This is a genomic window from Arthrobacter sp. NamB2, assembly GCF_005281365.1.
Taxonomy (GTDB): Bacteria; Actinomycetota; Actinomycetes; order Actinomycetales; family Micrococcaceae; genus Arthrobacter_D.
The window spans coordinates 180823-196306 of sequence record NZ_SZWI01000001.1; the positions used below are offsets into that span (position 1 = coordinate 180823).

General features: G+C 69.2%; 14 protein-coding genes. 12 read left to right on the top strand and 2 right to left on the bottom strand.

The features are described from left to right. The first annotated feature begins 43 nt into the window (after positions 1-43). The 7 genes from glgX to FDK12_RS00915 all read left to right on the top strand — a co-directional run bounded on the left by glgX (position 44) and on the right by FDK12_RS00915 (position 9249). A complete protein-coding gene (gene glgX / locus FDK12_RS00885) occupies positions 44-2230 on the top strand; it encodes a glycogen debranching protein GlgX (RefSeq protein WP_137367809.1) in 2187 nt (728 codons plus the stop codon). 60 nt (positions 2231-2290) lie between these two features. Then, complete coding sequence (gene treY, locus FDK12_RS00890; RefSeq protein ID WP_137367810.1) at positions 2291-4603, top strand: malto-oligosyltrehalose synthase; 2313 nt, start codon at positions 2291-2293, stop codon at positions 4601-4603. Further along, positions 4600-6354 (top strand): malto-oligosyltrehalose trehalohydrolase, encoded by a 1755-nt coding sequence (gene treZ, locus FDK12_RS00895; protein ID WP_137367811.1) that lies wholly within the window; start codon positions 4600-4602, stop codon positions 6352-6354. Before treY ends, treZ begins: the two co-directional genes overlap by 4 nt. Positions 6355-6513: 159 nt before the next feature. Then, the gene (locus FDK12_RS00900; protein ID WP_137367812.1) at positions 6514-7719 is read left to right on the top strand and encodes a GGDEF domain-containing protein; all 1206 of its coding nucleotides are present in this window, start codon (positions 6514-6516) and stop codon (positions 7717-7719) included. A gap of 143 nt (positions 7720-7862) precedes the next feature. Next, the gene (locus tag FDK12_RS00905; RefSeq protein WP_137367813.1) at positions 7863-8372 is read left to right on the top strand and encodes a GNAT family N-acetyltransferase; all 510 of its coding nucleotides are present in this window, start codon (positions 7863-7865) and stop codon (positions 8370-8372) included. 36 nt (positions 8373-8408) lie between these two features. Next, positions 8409-8654, top strand: coding sequence for a hypothetical protein (locus tag FDK12_RS00910; RefSeq protein WP_189636215.1), 246 nt, complete (start codon positions 8409-8411; stop codon positions 8652-8654). Continuing rightward, complete coding sequence (locus FDK12_RS00915; RefSeq protein WP_137367815.1) at positions 8629-9249, top strand: HpcH/HpaI aldolase family protein; 621 nt, start codon at positions 8629-8631, stop codon at positions 9247-9249. The genes FDK12_RS00910 and FDK12_RS00915 overlap by 26 nt, the downstream gene beginning before the upstream one ends. Here the strand turns inward: FDK12_RS00915 and FDK12_RS00920 are convergent. Further along, positions 9197-10693, bottom strand: a complete 1497-nt coding sequence (locus tag FDK12_RS00920; RefSeq protein WP_137367816.1) for a 6-phospho-beta-glucosidase — start codon at positions 10691-10693, stop codon at positions 9197-9199. The genes FDK12_RS00915 and FDK12_RS00920 overlap by 53 nt on opposite strands. Between FDK12_RS00920 and FDK12_RS00925 the strand changes: the two genes are divergently transcribed. Both FDK12_RS00925 and FDK12_RS14995 read left to right on the top strand, forming a co-directional pair. Next, the gene (locus FDK12_RS00925; RefSeq protein ID WP_137367817.1) at positions 10692-11828 is read left to right on the top strand and encodes a PfkB family carbohydrate kinase; all 1137 of its coding nucleotides are present in this window, start codon (positions 10692-10694) and stop codon (positions 11826-11828) included. The two genes, FDK12_RS00920 and FDK12_RS00925, sit on opposite strands and share 2 nt — an antisense overlap. Positions 11829-12042: 214 nt before the next feature. Continuing rightward, positions 12043-12273, top strand: coding sequence for a YegP family protein (locus FDK12_RS14995; protein WP_189636216.1), 231 nt, complete (start codon positions 12043-12045; stop codon positions 12271-12273). 222 nt (positions 12274-12495) lie between these two features. Here the strand turns inward: FDK12_RS14995 and FDK12_RS00935 are convergent, their stop codons facing one another. Continuing rightward, a complete protein-coding gene (locus FDK12_RS00935) occupies positions 12496-12984 on the bottom strand; it encodes a GIY-YIG nuclease family protein (RefSeq protein WP_317616696.1) in 489 nt (162 codons plus the stop codon). A 91-nt stretch (positions 12985-13075) separates the two neighbouring features. Between FDK12_RS00935 and alr the strand changes: the two genes are divergently transcribed. The 3 genes from alr to tsaB are packed head-to-tail and all read left to right on the top strand — an operon-like array spanning position 13076 to position 15473. Next, positions 13076-14251, top strand: coding sequence for an alanine racemase (gene alr, locus FDK12_RS00940; RefSeq protein WP_137367819.1), 1176 nt, complete (start codon positions 13076-13078; stop codon positions 14249-14251). Beyond that, a complete protein-coding gene (gene tsaE, locus FDK12_RS00945; protein ID WP_137367820.1) occupies positions 14235-14783 on the top strand; it encodes a tRNA (adenosine(37)-N6)-threonylcarbamoyltransferase complex ATPase subunit type 1 TsaE in 549 nt (182 codons plus the stop codon). Before alr ends, tsaE begins: the two co-directional genes overlap by 17 nt. Before the next feature lie 9 nt (positions 14784-14792). After that, positions 14793-15473 (top strand): tRNA (adenosine(37)-N6)-threonylcarbamoyltransferase complex dimerization subunit type 1 TsaB, encoded by a 681-nt coding sequence (gene tsaB / locus FDK12_RS00950; protein ID WP_137367821.1) that lies wholly within the window; start codon positions 14793-14795, stop codon positions 15471-15473. Positions 15474-15484: the final 11 nt, after the last annotated feature.

The window sequence follows — 15484 nt, forward strand, 5'->3', positions numbered from 1 at the left end:
GCCGTCCAGGTGGCGGCCCCGGCAGAAGACACAAGGAGAACTCATGGAACTATGGCCCGGCGATGCTTATCCCCTGGGAGCGACCTACGACGGCACGGGAACGAATTTCGCGCTCTACAGCGAAATCGCGGAGTCCGTCGTCCTCTGCCTCTTCGATGACGACGGCAACGAGACCTGCGTCGAGCTCAAGGAGGTGGACGGCTATGTCTGGCACGGCTACCTCCCCCACGTGACCCCCGGACAGAAGTACGGCTACCGGGTCCACGGCCCTAACAACCCGGCCGAGGGACACCGCTGCAACCCCAACAAGCTCCTCCTGGACCCCTACGCGAAGGCGATCTCCGGGGACCTCGACTGGGACCAGGCGCTGTTCGGCTACAACTTCGGCGACGAGCACTCCGTCAACAACGAGGACTCCGCGCCGCACATGATGCTCGGCGTCGTCGTCAACCCGTTCTTCAACTGGGACGGCGACCGCATGCCGCGGACGCCCTACCACCAGTCCGTCATCTACGAGGCCCACGTCAAGGGACTCACGCAGCTCCACCCGGACGTCCCCGAGGAGCAGCGCGGCACCTACGCCGGCGTGGCGCACCCCTCGGTCATCGCGCACCTGCAGAAGCTCGGCGTGACGGCCATCGAGCTCATGCCCGTGCACCAGTTCGTGAACGACAGCACGCTGCAGGACAAGGGCCTCTCGAACTACTGGGGCTACAACACCATCGGCTTCTTCGCGCCGCACAACAAGTACACCTCCACGGGCGACCAGGGCGAGCAGGTCCAGGAGTTCAAGGCGATGGTGCGCGAGCTGCACCTCGCGGGCATCGAGGTCATCCTCGACGTCGTGTACAACCACACGGCCGAGGGCAACCACATGGGGCCGACGCTCTCGATGCGCGGTATCGACAACGCGTCCTACTACCGCCTGGTGGAGGACGACAAGCAGTACTACATGGACACGACAGGCACCGGCAACTCACTCAACGTCGGCAACCCGCACTCCCTGCAGCTGCTCATGGACTCCCTGCGCTACTGGGTCACGGAGATGCACGTGGACGGCTTCCGCTTCGACCTCGCCTCCGCCCTCGCCCGCGAGTTCTACGAGGTGGACCGTCTCTCGGCCTTCTTCGAACTCGTGCAGCAGGACCCGGTGGTCTCGCAGGTGAAGCTCATCGCGGAGCCGTGGGACGTCGGACCCGGCGGCTACCAGGTGGGCAACTTCCCGCCGCAGTGGACCGAGTGGAACGGCAAGTACCGCGACACCGTCCGCGACTTCTGGCGTGGTGAGCCCTCCAGCATCGGGGAGTTCGCTTCACGCCTCACCGGCTCGGCGGACCTCTATGAGCACTCGGCGCGTCGCCCCGTCGCCTCGATCAACTTCGTCACCGCCCACGACGGCTTCACGCTGCGCGACCTCGTGTCCTACAACGAGAAGCACAACGAGGCCAACGGCGAGGACAACAACGACGGTGAATCGCACAACCGCTCGTGGAACTGCGGTGTCGAGGGCCCCACGGACGACCCCGAGGTGCTCGCGATCCGCGTGCGCCAGCAGCGCAACTTCATCGCGACGCTCCTGCTGTCGCAGGGTGTGCCGATGCTGCTGCACGGTGACGAGCTCGGCCGGACGCAGGAGGGCAACAACAACACCTACTGCCAGGACTCGGAACTGAGCTGGGTGCACTGGGACAAGATGGACCAGCCCCTGCTCGAATTCACCGCTGCAGTCAACCGCCTGCGGTCCGAGCACCCAACCTTCCGCCGTCGCCGGTTCTTCGACGGACGGCCGGTCCGTCGCGGCGAGGGCGAGGCCCTGCCGGACATCGTGTGGCTCGACACCACGGGCGAGCTCATGGCCCCCGAGGACTGGGACAGCGGTTTCGGCCGCTCGATCGGCGTCTTCCTCAACGGCCAGGGCATCCAGGGCCGCGACGCACGCGGCCAGCGGATCGTCGACGCGAACTTCCTGCTGTACTTCAATGCGCACGACGAGGCCGTCGACTTCACGGTCCCGTCCGACGAGTACGGCACGTCGTGGGACGAAGTGATCGACACCGCCGGCAAGTACGCCGACAGTGCGGCCATCCCGGCGGGCGCGGTCGTCACCGTCGAGGGGAAGTCCATGGTGGTCCTGCGGGCGCACTCCGAGGTCGAGGACCTCGACCACTCGGTTGCGGCGTCCCTCGCGATCCTCGCTAACGAGGTCACCGCCAAGACCGGCACCGCCTAGCAGCACCCAGCACCGCCCCGCCAGATACACCCAGCCAACCCCGTCCAGGAGGACTTCCACGTGTTGACACCGAAATCGACCTACCGGCTACAGATCCGGAGCGAGTTCGACCTGCATCGGGCAGCCGCCCTGGTGCCGTATCTCCACGACCTCGGGGTGGACTGGGTGTACCTGTCGCCGATCCTCACGGCGGAGAAGGGGTCGGGCCACGGCTACGACGTGACGGACCCCACCACCGTGGACCCCGACCGGGGCGGACCGGGTGGCCTCGCTGCGCTCAGCGAGGCCGCCCGGGCGGCCGGGATGGGAGTGCTCGTCGACATCGTGCCGAACCACATGGGCATCGAGACGCCCGCCGACAACGCCTGGTGGTGGCAGCTCCTGAAGGAGGGCCGCAGCTCGCGCATGGCGGACGCGTTCGACGTCGACTGGGACGCCAACGGCGGGCGTATCCGGATCCCGGTCCTCGGCGACGGCGAGAACGAGCTGGACCAGCTCTCGGTCGTCGACGGCGAACTGCGCTACTACGACAACCGATACCCGATCGCCGAGGGCACGGCGCATCCGGGTGATACGGGTGCCGAGGTGCACGCGCGCCAGCACTACGAGCTGGTGAACTGGCGGCGCGCCGACAGCGAGCTGAACTACCGGCGCTTCTTCGGCGTCAATACCCTGGCAGGCCTGCGCGTCGAGGTGCCGTGGGTGTTCGAGGAGAGCCACAGCGAGGTCAAGCGGTGGTTCGACGAGGGCCTCGTGGACGGCCTGCGCATCGACCATCCCGACGGGCTCGCGGACCCGAAGGGCTATCTCGAGGACCTTCGTACGCTGACGGGCGGAGCCTACGTCCTCGTGGAGAAGATCCTCGAGCCGGGCGAGAAGCTACCGGCCGACTGGGCGACGGAGGGAACCACCGGGTACGACGCCCTGGCGGACATCGACAGGCTGTTCACCGACTCGGCGGGGGAACACGCCCTCACCGCGTCCGTGCCCGTCGCTCCGTTCCACGAGATGATCCACGGGACCAAGCGCGGGATCGCGGACGGCATCCTTCGGTCCGAGGTATTGCGCCTGGCACGGCTCGTCCCGGCAAGCGCGAACCTCGACCTCGATGCGGCAGCCGATGCCATCGCCGAGCTGCTGACCTGCTTCCCGGTCTACCGCAGCTACCTGCCGGGCGGCGCCGAGTACCTCGCTGAGGCGGTGCGGGACGCCCAGGTGCGCCGGCCCGAGCTCGCGGACACGATCACGGCGCTTCACCCGCTCCTGAACCCGTTCCTCGAAGGCTCCGGAGAGCTCACGGAACTCGCGCGGCGCTTCCAGCAGACCTCGGGCATGGTCATGGCCAAAGGTGTCGAGGACACCGCGTTCTACCGGTACTCGCGGCTCGTCTCGCTCAACGAGGTAGGCGCGGACCCGGCGATCTTCTCGATCGCACCACTGGAACTCCACCGGCGCCTGCTCGAACGCGAGACGGACAGCCCCCTCGCGATGACCACTCTCAGCACCCACGACACCAAGCGCAGCGAGGACACCCGGACCCGCATCTCGGTCCTCTCGGAACTCTCCGGGGAATGGACCGGCATCCTCGCGCAGCTCGAGGAACTGGCACCCATCAAGGACCCAACGTTCGCGCCCCTGCTGTGGCAGTCACTCATCGGGGCCTGGCCCCTGAGCAGGGAACGCGCGCACGCCTACGCCGAGAAAGCCTCGCGCGAGGCGGACCTCAGCACCCACTGGACAGCGCCGGACGAGGAGTTCGAGCGCGGCATGCACGCGGCCGTCGACGCCGCCTTCGACGATGAGGCCGTCGCAGCACTCATCTCAGGCCTCGTCGATCGCATCCAGGCCGCGGGGTGGTCCAACTCCATCGGGCTGAAGCTGCTCCAGCTGACCATGCCCGGCGTGCCGGACGTCTACCAGGGCACCGAGTTCTGGGACACCTCCCTCGTCGATCCCGATAATCGTCGGGAGGTCGACTACGACGCCCGCCGCAAGGTGCTGACGGACCTCAACTTCGGAGCACTGCCTCAGATCGGTCCGGACGCCCATGCCAAGCTGCTCGTGGTGTCACGCGCCCTCAAGCTGCGCCGTGACCGCCCCGAGTTCTTCACCGGCTATGCGGCCGTCGCCTCCTCGGGCGAGGCTGCGGACCACGTCTTCGGCTTCGACCGCGGGGGAGCCATCACCCTGATCACACGGCTTCCCTACGGACTCGAGCAGCGCGGCGGGTGGGGTGGCACCACGGTCGAACTCCCGCAGGGAACCTACACCTGCGTGCTGACCGGCGCTTCCGTCAGCGGAGGCACCGTCCGCGCCGCCGACCTCTTCCCAACCTTCCCCGCAGCCCTACTGGTCCAGGAGGACGCATCATGAGCTCGACCTTCGACGTCTGGGCGCCCCGCGCCGATTCCCTCACCCTCGTCGCCAACGGCACCGAGTACCCGATGACGCAGGCGGAGGGTGGGTGGTGGCACCCCGTCGACCCTCCGGCCGTTACCGGCGATGTCTCGTACGGCTACCTCGTCAACGGTGCGGACACTCCCGTGCCGGATCCCCGCTCACGCCGCCAGCCCGAGGGCGTGCACCAGCTTTCGCGCACCTTCGATCCCGCCGCCCACGAATGGCAGGACGAGTCGTGGCAGTCGCCGGGCATGAACGGCGGAGTCATCTACGAGATGCACCTCGGTACCTTCACGCCGGAGGGCACGCTGGATGCGGCCATCGGCAGGCTGGACCATCTGGTGGAGCTCGGGGTGCAGTACGTGGAGCTCCTCCCCGTCAACGCCTTCAACGGCACGCACAACTGGGGCTACGACGGGGTGCTCTGGTACGCGGTCCAGGAGACCTACGGCGGCCCGGCGGCGTACCAGCGCTTCGTCGACGCCGCACACCAGAAGGGCCTCGGCGTCATCCAGGACGTCGTCCACAACCACCTGGGCCCGAGCGGGAACTACCTCGGACTCTTCGCTCCGTACCTCACGGAGGGCATGTCGAACACGTGGGGTGACTCCCTGAACCTCGACGGGCCGCAGTCGGACGAGGTGCGTGAGTACGTCGTCGAGAACCTGCTCATGTGGTTCCGGGACTACCACGTGGACGGTCTTCGCCTCGATGCGGTGCACGCACTCCACGACGAGCGTGCCGTCCACATCCTCGAGGAGTTCGCCACCCGGACCGACGAGTGCGCGAAGGAGCTCGGGAAGCCGCTGTTCCTCATCGCGGAATCGGACCTCAACAACCCGCGCCTCATCCAGGGCCGCGACGTCGGCGGGTACGGCCTCGCGGGACAGTGGAGCGACGACTTCCACCACGCGGTCCACGTGAACCTCACGGGCGAGACCGAGGGTTACTACCTCGACTTCAACTCCGTCGGTGCGCTCGCGAAGGTCCTCGAGAAGGGGTTTTTCCACAATGGGACCTACTCGTCCTTCCGGGAGCGGCACCACGGCCGGGAGATCGATCCGTCGCGCGTCTCGCCGCTGCAGCTCGTCGTCGCCACCCAGAACCACGACCAGATCGGCAACAGGGCTGCCGGTGACCGCATCAGTGCCACGCTGAACCCGGCGCAACTGGCGCAGGCCGCTGTCCTGAACATCCTCGGCCCGTTCACGCCGATGCTCTTCATGGGCGAGGAGTACGGAGCGTCCACCCCGTGGCCGTTCTTCACCTCCCACCCGGAGCCGGAGCTCGGGGAAGCCACGGCCGAGGGGCGGCTCAAGGAGTTCGAGCGCATGGGCTGGCGTCCGGAGGACGTGCCGAATCCGCAGGATCCGGAGACGTTCGCTTCGGCGAAGCTCGACTGGGCAGAGGCGGAGCAGGGGCACCACGCCGAGCTGCTCGGTACCTACCGCGACCTCATCCGCCTGCGCCGCTCCCGGCCGGAACTGCGGGACCCTGATTTCGGGAGCATCTCCGTCGATTTCGACGAGGAGGACCGCTGGATCGCGCTTCATCGCGGCAGCACCGCCGTCGTCCTGAACCTGGGCGACGCGATGGTCACCGTGCCCCTTCAGGGCGCCGACGCCGAGATCCTGCTGTCCACGGTCGACGGCGTCGGACTGCTGGCCGACTCGGTGCAACTGCCGCCGCACGCGTCGCTCGTCCTCAGCCTGGCCTCCGCGTAGGTCAGGACTCTGCAAGGGTTTCGGCAGGAGTGGTCTGCCAACAGGTCGGAGGGTCGGACCCCTGCGGCATACTGGGCTGGAGATCCTTCCAGGGGGGAAGGCCGATCCTGACGCTGGGCGAGTGACGGGACACCGGAAGCACGAGGCGGCAGGAAGACCATGAATCTGGACCTAGCGACACTGCGGGTAGCATTCGGCGCCATCGCCGTGACTCTCTTCGTGCTGTTCTACACGGTCTCGTTCCGCCAGACACGGTCCGCCTACAGCGCGTGGTGGTGTGCAGCGGTCGCGTTCTTCTTCACTGGATCCTGGGGTTATCTGCTGGACGGCACGGTCCATCAGGTGTGGGCCAATCCGATGGCCAACACGCTCATCGTCGTGGGTGCGGTCTGCGTCTGGGCGGGGGCGCGGACCCTGCGCACCCGGGAGCCTGCCTGGCTGCAGCTCTCTGCGGCGCCCCTCATCACGTTGCTTGCCTCGGCAGTCGACAGTCCGGCCACCAACACCTGGTCGGGCGGGCCGGTGTTCCTCGGCATGATGTCCCTGACCATCGGTCTGGCCGCCTGGGAGTTGTGGCGCCTGCCCAGCAGCTACAGCAGGGTGCAGATGCCCCTGGCCGTCGCAGCCGCCTTCGTGTCGGTCCTCTACCTGGCGCGCGGCCTGGCCTTCGTGGCGGGCGGCCAGGACGGCTATGTCTTCACCACCTACTTCGGCTCGGAGATCACGACGCTCGTGACGATGCTCCTGCTCGTCGTCGTCGCCTTCAGCGCTGCCGCCCTCAGTGCCGAGCAGATCGCTACCGATCTTCGGACCCGGGCGGACAGGGATTCCCTGACCGGGCTCCTCAACCGTTCGGGGTTCCTCGACCTCGCGCTCGTGCAGGCCGACCGCCTCGCCAGGACCGAGTCCCGCGGCACGCTGATCCTGGCCGATCTCGACTTCTTCAAGTCGGTCAACGACACCCACGGCCACGCAGCGGGGGACGCCGTGCTGAAGGCATTCGCGGCGGCGTGCATCGAGACCGTACGGTCCACCGACCTCGTGGGGCGCTACGGCGGCGAGGAATTCATCTTCCTTCTTCCCGGTGCATCGGTCGCCAGAAGTGAGGACATCACCCGCGACGTCAGCATGGCGCTTCGTGGACACTCGGTGCCGGGCGGGTTCGAGATGCCGACCGTCAGCTACGGAATCGCTACGCTCGGTCCCGGTGCCTACGACATCGATGCCGTGATCGCCGCGGCGGACCAGGCGCTCTATGCGGCCAAGGCCAGCGGCCGGGACAAGTCGATGCGGGCCATACGCCCTGCCGGTGAGGGGCCCGCTTCCTCGGCGGAGCCGCCGTCGGGCCATCTTCGGATCCAGTAGACAGTGGCCTCGTGAGTCCGCGTCCGATCGTTCCGCCTCGCCTAGGATGAGGAGATGACCTACCACTGCGGCGAACTGCTGGCGATCGGCGGATTCGCGGTCGGCACCGATACCGGCCACTGGGCCCGAGCGATGGACGCCTGATGCTGGCGTTCCGGACGGCGCGGGCAGACGACTGGCCCGCCATCTGGTCCATCATGGAGCCGGTGGCCAGGGCGGGGGAGACCTACTGCTGGGACATGTCGATGGACGAGGACGCAGGCCGGCGCGAGTGGCTCCCCGGCGCCTCGGGGCCCGATCCCACGCTGACCGTCTTCGTGGTCGTGGACAGTGGGACCGACCGCGTGGTGGGTACTGCCCAGTTGCACGCCAACCGCGGAGGCAATGGCTCCCATGTGTCCAACGCGTCCTTCCTCGTCGCCGCCGAGGCCGGCGGCAGGGGAATCGGCAGGGCCCTGGCAGCCCACGTCATGAAAGAAGCACGGGCCGCGGGCTACTCGGCGATGCAGTTCAACGCCGTCGTCCAGACGAATGAGCGGGCGGTCGCGCTGTGGGTGTCGCTCGGGTTCGCGATCGTCGGCACGGTGCCCGGCGCCTTCGTCCACCCAACAGCGGGACCGACCGGCCTCCACATCATGCACCGCGTCCTGTAGGCAGCAGCAGTAGGAAGTGACATCCGGAGTGCCCCCATGGCGGAGAGCCGTCGGGCGAGGGCATCATGGGGGATGACGTCCGTAGCTTCTGAACACGATCCGCTGCTGGGTGCCTGGGCCACGCTCGGCGAACCCCGCCTGACGACCGTGCTGGGGCGGAGCGGCGTCGGTTGGGTGGGGCTCGACGCGCAGCACGGCCACTTCGACGACCTGTCGCTCAGGAACTCCCTCGGAGGCAGACCACCCGGAGGCGCCCATGCTCGTACGGGTGGCGGCCAATGATGCGGCGTTGATCGGCAGGGCGCTGGACGCCGGCGCGGACGGGATCATCGTCCCCCTCGTCAGCACCGTGGCGGACGCGCGCGAGGCGGTCGCGGCAAGTCGCTACCCTCCCCACGGCGAGCGGAGCTGGGGGCCGCTGCACGGGAGCCGGCCCGTGCACAGGCCCGGGTCCGACGGCGGCACGCACGCCGTTCCCCTGTGTTCGGTGATGATCGAGACGACCGCCGCACTCGACGCCGTCGAGGCCATCGCCGCAGCTCCGGGGGTGGACATGATCTTCGTCGGTCCGTTCGATCTGTCGCTCGCGCTGGGCACCGACGTCGACGGCCTGCTCGCTGCCGGGGAGAGGACCGCACCGCTGCCGCGCATAGTGCAGGCGTGCAGTGCCGCCGGCATCCCGGCCGGTGCGTATGCCGGCACTCCCGAACGCGCTGCACTCCTGGCGGCGGCGGGCTTCCAATGGATTGCGGCGACCACCGACACCGCGTTGCTGGAACTGGGGGCGCAGACCCTGCAGCAGAGGATGTTCGCGGACCAGGACGTCAACCGGACCAGGACGCTCCCAGCGCAGGGAACGCCTGCTCATACCCCCTGAGGACCCGGGCCGCCGAGTGGAACGAGTCGATCAGGGGGTGCAGGGCGAACGCGCGGAGGGCCGCATCCCGGTCGCCGTGGACCGCAGCGCGGATGGTGTCCTGCTCCACGGCCTTGACGGCCGACATGAGACCCAGTTGGTGGGAGGTCAGGGCGGCGGCCGGCAGAGGGCGCGCGCCGGTCGAGTCGACGACGGCGGGGACCTCCACGACGGCGTCCTCCGGGAGCTCGGGAAAGGTCGATGCGTTGCGGAGGTTCAGGATCAGCTCCGCACGCTGTCCCGTCAGAAGTGCCCGCATCACCTGCAGGGCCACGCGTTCGTACCCTCCGCCGGCGAGGTCCGCCTCGTCACGCTCCTCATCCCCGGAGCGCGCCTCCGCGAGATAGCCGGACTCCCGCTCGCGTCGGGCGTTCTCCCAGACGGCGAGCGGCGCCTCGGCGGCGAGCAGTCGGGGATAGAGGTGCTGCTGCTGGTCCCGGAGAATCTCTCCGCGCGTCCTGTCTGCGCCGCGGATGGAGCGAAGCGCTTCGCGGTGGAAGTAGTAGTAGAAGAGGTACTCATTGGGCACGGCTCCGAGCATCCGGAGGAGATCCGGACCGAACAGGCGTCCCTCCTCGAATCCTGCGAGGCGGGCTGGATCGGCCAGGAGCGCCGGTAGGTGGTCGTGCGCTGCACCGCCGAGACCGCGGAGCCAGCCCAGATGATTCAGGCCCACGTAGTCGACACCGGCAAGGGAACCGCGCAGGTCCACACCGGCTGCGCGAGCGGCCCGCGTCACGAGTCCCGACGCCGAGTCGCAGATCCCGATGACCCTGGGGCCCAGGACCGTCGAGAGGGACTCCGTGACCATGCCGGCCGGATTCGTGAAGTTGATCAGCCACGCGTCGGGGGCGAGCTCGCGCATCGCGCCGGCCACCCGCATCATGTCCGGGATGGACCGCAGGGCGTAGGAGATACCGCCCGCGCCGACCGTCTCCTGCCCGAGCAGACCGGCGGACAGTGCCACCCGCTCGTCGAGGATGCGACCCTCTGCTCCGCCGCTCCGCACCGCTGCGAACACGATGTCGGCTCCGGGCAGGGCGTCCTCCAACCGGGTGTCCACGCGCACGGACGGCGAGGGCCTTCCAGGCATCATGGGGAGGGCTTCGAGTACACGCGCGATGGCGTGCGCCCGTTCGGGCAGGGCGTCCACCAGGACGACGTCGGACACCAGCCCGGCGAACGGCCCGTCCGACAGGGCCCGGTGGATCAGGGGAACGCGGAAGCCTCCGCCGCCGACGATGACCAGGGTGGCGCCGGGTCCGCTCGATGATGGCAAGGCTCGCTCCGCTTCCGTCGTCGTGGCAGTGGCAACCGCCAGGGGCGTCGTCGTGACCGTGGTGCGCTGATCGTCCCGGGCTGATGCGCCCGCATCCCGCGGTCTTGCAAGTATTGTGCCGTACATGTCCCAACAGCACCGTTTCGATCCACTGGCGGCCACCCGCAGTCCGGACGGGCCGGAGTTCGACCTCCTGCTCGCAGGGCAGGTGTTCTTCGACATCATCTTCACGGGGCTCGAACAGCTGCCGTCTCCTGGGACGGAGGTGTGGACCGACGGCATGGGGTCCAGCCCCGGCGGCATCGCCAACCAGGCCATCGCCGCGAGCCGTCTCGGACTCCGGACCACGCTGTCAGCAGCCTTCGGCGACGACGGGTACGGGCAGTTCAACTGGGACGTGCTGCAGGACCAGGAGCATGTCGATCTCTCGCGGTCGCGGGTGTTCGGGCAGTGGCACTCCCCGGTCACGGTGTCCCTCTCGGTGCACCACGACCGGTCGATGGTCACGCACGGGCACCCGTCACCGCTGCGTGCCTCGGAGCTGATCGGGACGCCGCCGTCGTGCCGCGCCGCCGTCGTCGGGGTGGAGCAGGAGGTGGAGGCGTGGGCGCGCGCGGCCGCGGCCGGCGGCACCAAGCTCTTCGGGGACGTGGGCTGGGATCCGGCGGGCGAGTGGGCGCCCGAGACGCTGGCCTCGCTGGAGCACTTCTACGCGTTCATGCCCAATGCGACCGAGGCCATGGCCTATACCCGGACCGATGATCCCTGGGCCGCCCTGTACTCGCTCGCCGACCACGTGCCGGTGGCCGTGGTGACCGTCGGACAGCAGGGCGCGATGGCCATCGACTCGCTCACGGGGGAGGAGGAGTGGGTGCCTGCCCTGCCCGTGTCCGCCTTCGATCCGACCGGAGCCGGCGACTGCTTCGGGGCCGCCTTCGTCATGGGGGACCTCGCAGGCTTCCCGCTCGCGGACCGGCTCAGCTTCGCTAATCTCTGCGCCTCGCTCTCCGTGCAGCACGTCGGTGGTTCGCTGGCTGCGCCCGGCTGGGGCGATATCGCGGACTGGTGGCATCGGGTCAACACAGGGCGCGACGGCGTCCGCAAACAGTGGCTGCGCCGGTACGCCTTTTTGGAGGACCTGGTGTCCGACGTTCCCATCGAGGCGGTGCGAAGGGCTACGGCGACGATCGCACGACACTCGGATGCCTCACCGTCGTCGCGCCCGCCCGAGCCACGGGGGGATCAGGCCGACGACCGGTGACCGGATCGACGCCGGTGCCGCAGCCGAGGTCGACCACGCGACGCGCACCGAACCCCCACCATCGCGAGGTACGGATCGAGGTCGCGGCGCGGAACGGCGAGCGCCGACAGCCCGGCGCCGGGTTGCAAGGCCACGCTGCGTCACACCTCCTGTTGCTTCGGGAAACGGTAGCGGGTTTCATGGGCGTGACGGCGTTGTCGGCGTGAGGGTTACCGTGACCCACCTGCAGTCCGCAGGGGCGCAGCGCTTCTCGACGAAGGAGGACCGCGTGGCAGGACGATTCGAGCTCTACCGTAAAGAGGAACACTTCAGGTTCCGGCTGACAGGGGACGACGGCGCCACCCTGGTGACGAGCGAACCCTATGACGACAAGGACACCGCTGTTGCCGGCATCAACGGCATTCGCGACTGCGCGGCGTCGGCGCTCATCGCGGACCTCAGCTGACTCTGGGACCCGCAGCCACCCTGCAGGGTCGCGTCCGGGTGTAGCCCGCCGGCCTCCGCTCCGCCTCGGGAACGGGGTGGAGGCCGCCCGCGGGATCGGAAGTAGTGCTCATGCCCTCCGGGCTGCCGCCTCGCCGAGCCATCGCGCGTAGCGCGCCCAGGGATCCTCGACGCCGGAAGCAAGCCGGGCCACGTGAGCCTCGAGCGCCGGTGACGCCGTGAATCACTCCGAGCGGTCGAGCCGCCACGCCGCGAATTCCTGGTGCCGGCGGCGCTCCGTCAGCCGATCGCCCTGCTCGAAGGCGAGCAGGTCGTCGTGCCAGAGTCGGGCGAGCCGCTGGCGGGGGTTCGCCGTCGTGCCGATCTTGATGCGGTCCCTGAACCGGATGTAGTAGACGACGTCGACCCTGGGCGCAGGAAGGCCGTCGTCCAGGACGTCGCCGAGTCGCCACTCGCAGGCTGCGCAGACCCAGCCGGAGGGGTACCGGACACCGATCCTCGATCCGCAGGCGGCACAGGCCGCCGGCAGCACATCGGTGGCACCGAACTCGGCGTCAGCCCATTCGACGACGGTGGCCAGGTGTCCAGGGCACAGCGGCACCGGGGAACCGTCGACGGGCCGGGCGCAGGGCACGCTGCCCTCACCGTCGAGCCGGCACCGCCCATCACCCTGCAGTTCGTGGATCACGCCGTCGATCCTGCCGCCTGCCACCGACACAATGCGATCAGCACGTCGCCGGGGGTTCCGTCAGGTCGGTTCGCCGACGTGCGAGGACGGGTGGGCTTGCCCCGCAACTGGCAGAATGGGGCGGGTGACTTCCTCCGAACGTGCTGCAGAGATCAACCTCGACGCCCTGCGGCACAACATCCGGCACCTGCGGGACGTCGCCCACCCTGCCCGCGTCATGGCCGTCGTGAAGGCCAACGCCTACGGTCACGGTGCGATCCCGGTGGCACGTGCTGCGCTCGAGGCCGGTGCGGCCTGGCTCGGCGTCGCCCACGTCAGCGAAGGCGTCGAGCTGCGGAGGGCCGGAGTCGAAGCGCCCATCCTGGCCTGGCTCCACACCGCTGCCACCGACTTCACGGCCGGCGTCGAACACGGGCTGGACCTGGGCATCTCCGGGTGGGAACTGGAGCGCGTCGTCGCCGCCGCGCGTGAACTGGAACGGCCCGCGATCGTGCACCTCAAGATCGACACAGGGCTCGGCCGCAACGGCTGCCCGCCGGACCAGTGGGATGCCCTGCTCAGCAGGGCGGTCGAATACCAGGAGGAAGGGCTGATCCGCGTCGTCGGCATCTTCTCCCACCTCGCGGTGGCCGACGAGCCCGCGCGAACCGAGACCGACCTCCAGGTACAGGCATTCCGTGAGGCGGTCGCCGCCGCGGAGAACGCGGGGATCGACGTCGAGGTCCGTCACCTGGCCAACACGCCCGCGACCTTCTCGCGACCCGACTGCCACTTCGACCTCGTGCGCGTGGGCCTCGGTATCTACGGACTCTCGCCCTTCTCCGACCAGGGCTCTGCCGATCTCGGTCTGCAGCCGGTGATGACCTTCAGCACCACTGTCTCGAACTGCAAGGAAGTTCCGGCGGGGCAGGGAGTCTCCTACGGCTACGCCTACCGCACCCAGAAACCCACCACCCTCGGGCTCATCCCGGTCGGCTACGGCGACGGCGTTCCCCGCATCGCCACCGGCGCGCCGGTCCTGGTGGGCGGCCGGATGTATCCGGTGGTCGGGCGGATCGCGATGGATCAGCTCGTGATCGATTTCGGCACGACGGGCCTGGTCGGTTCCGCGGACAGCCCCCTCGGCAAGCGGGCCGTGCTGTTCGGCGGCGCGGACTCTCCTGCGGTCGAGGACTGGGCAGCTGCCGCACAGACCATCAACTACGAGGTGGTCACCCGGATCAGCGACCGCGTGGAGCGGGTGTACCTGGAGGAGCCGCGGAAGGAGATGACCGATGACGGCGCAGCCTGAATGGAGCGCGACGTACGACGTCCGCTCCGCCGCGGAACTGAAGGCTCTCGGCGCCCGCCTCGCCCCAAGCCTCCGTCCCGCCGATCTCCTGGTCCTGTCCGGTGAGCTGGGCGCGGGCAAGACGACCTTCACGCAGGGACTCGGGCGCGGGCTCGAGGTGGAGGACCGCATCATCTCGCCGACCTTCGTGCTCGTCCGCCAGCACCCCGCTGCGGGCGACGGCCCGGGCCTCGTCCACGTGGACGCGTACCGGCTCGAGAGCGCTGCCGCCGTCGACGATCTCGATCTCGAATCGACCATGGCAGCCAACGTCACCGTCATCGAGTGGGGCGCAGGCCGGGTCGAGCACCTGAGTGACAGCTGGCTGCGCGTCGACATCACGCGTCCGCTCGGTGGCACCCCTGACACGGCGCCCAGCGGAACGCTGGTCACGCATTTCGACGACGACGGCGAGGACGAGGTGCGCACCGTCACGGTCTCGGGCTTCGGACCCCGCTGGCGGGACAGGCTGCCGGCACTCCCGCTCGACTAGGCTGGACGGGTGCTTCTCCTCGCCATCGACACCTCCGCCGCGGCCACGGTCGCCCTCCTGCGAGACGACGTCGTCGTCGCCCGGTTCGGCAGCGCCGACACCCGCTCGCACGCCGAGGTGCTCGCTCCTGCGGTGCAGCGCATCCTCGCGGAGGCCGCAGTGGACGGCACGGACCTCGACGCCGTCGTCGCCGGGGTGGGCCCTGGTCCCTTCACCGGGCTGCGCGCCGGACTCGTGACCGCGCGAACCCTCGGTTTCGTCTGGGGCGTACCCCTGCACGGGGTCATGAGCCTCGACGCCCTCGCCTTCGACGCCGTCGCGAGCGACAGCCTTCCGGTCGGGAGCAGCTTCCTCGCCGGAACCGATGCACGGCGCGGCGAGGTGTATTGGGCGGCATACCGCGCGCCGTCGGACGGGCACGCCCTGCCCGAGCTCCTCGACGGACCGCGGGTCGGTGCCGCGGCGGGCCTGCCGAAAGGGCAGCCCCTCGTCGGGCGTGCCGCGAGCCTGTACCCGGGTGACGTCGACGGAGTTCCGGAGTTCGCACGGGCCGATCCCGACGCCGCCTCGCTGGGCCGCGTCGCGCGGCTACGACTGCTCGCGGGCGAGGCGCTGCGCGACACCGCGCCGCTGTACCTGAGGGAGTCGGACGCCCAGGTCCCGGGCCCCCGGAAGCGGGCGACGGCGTGAGCTTCACCCTG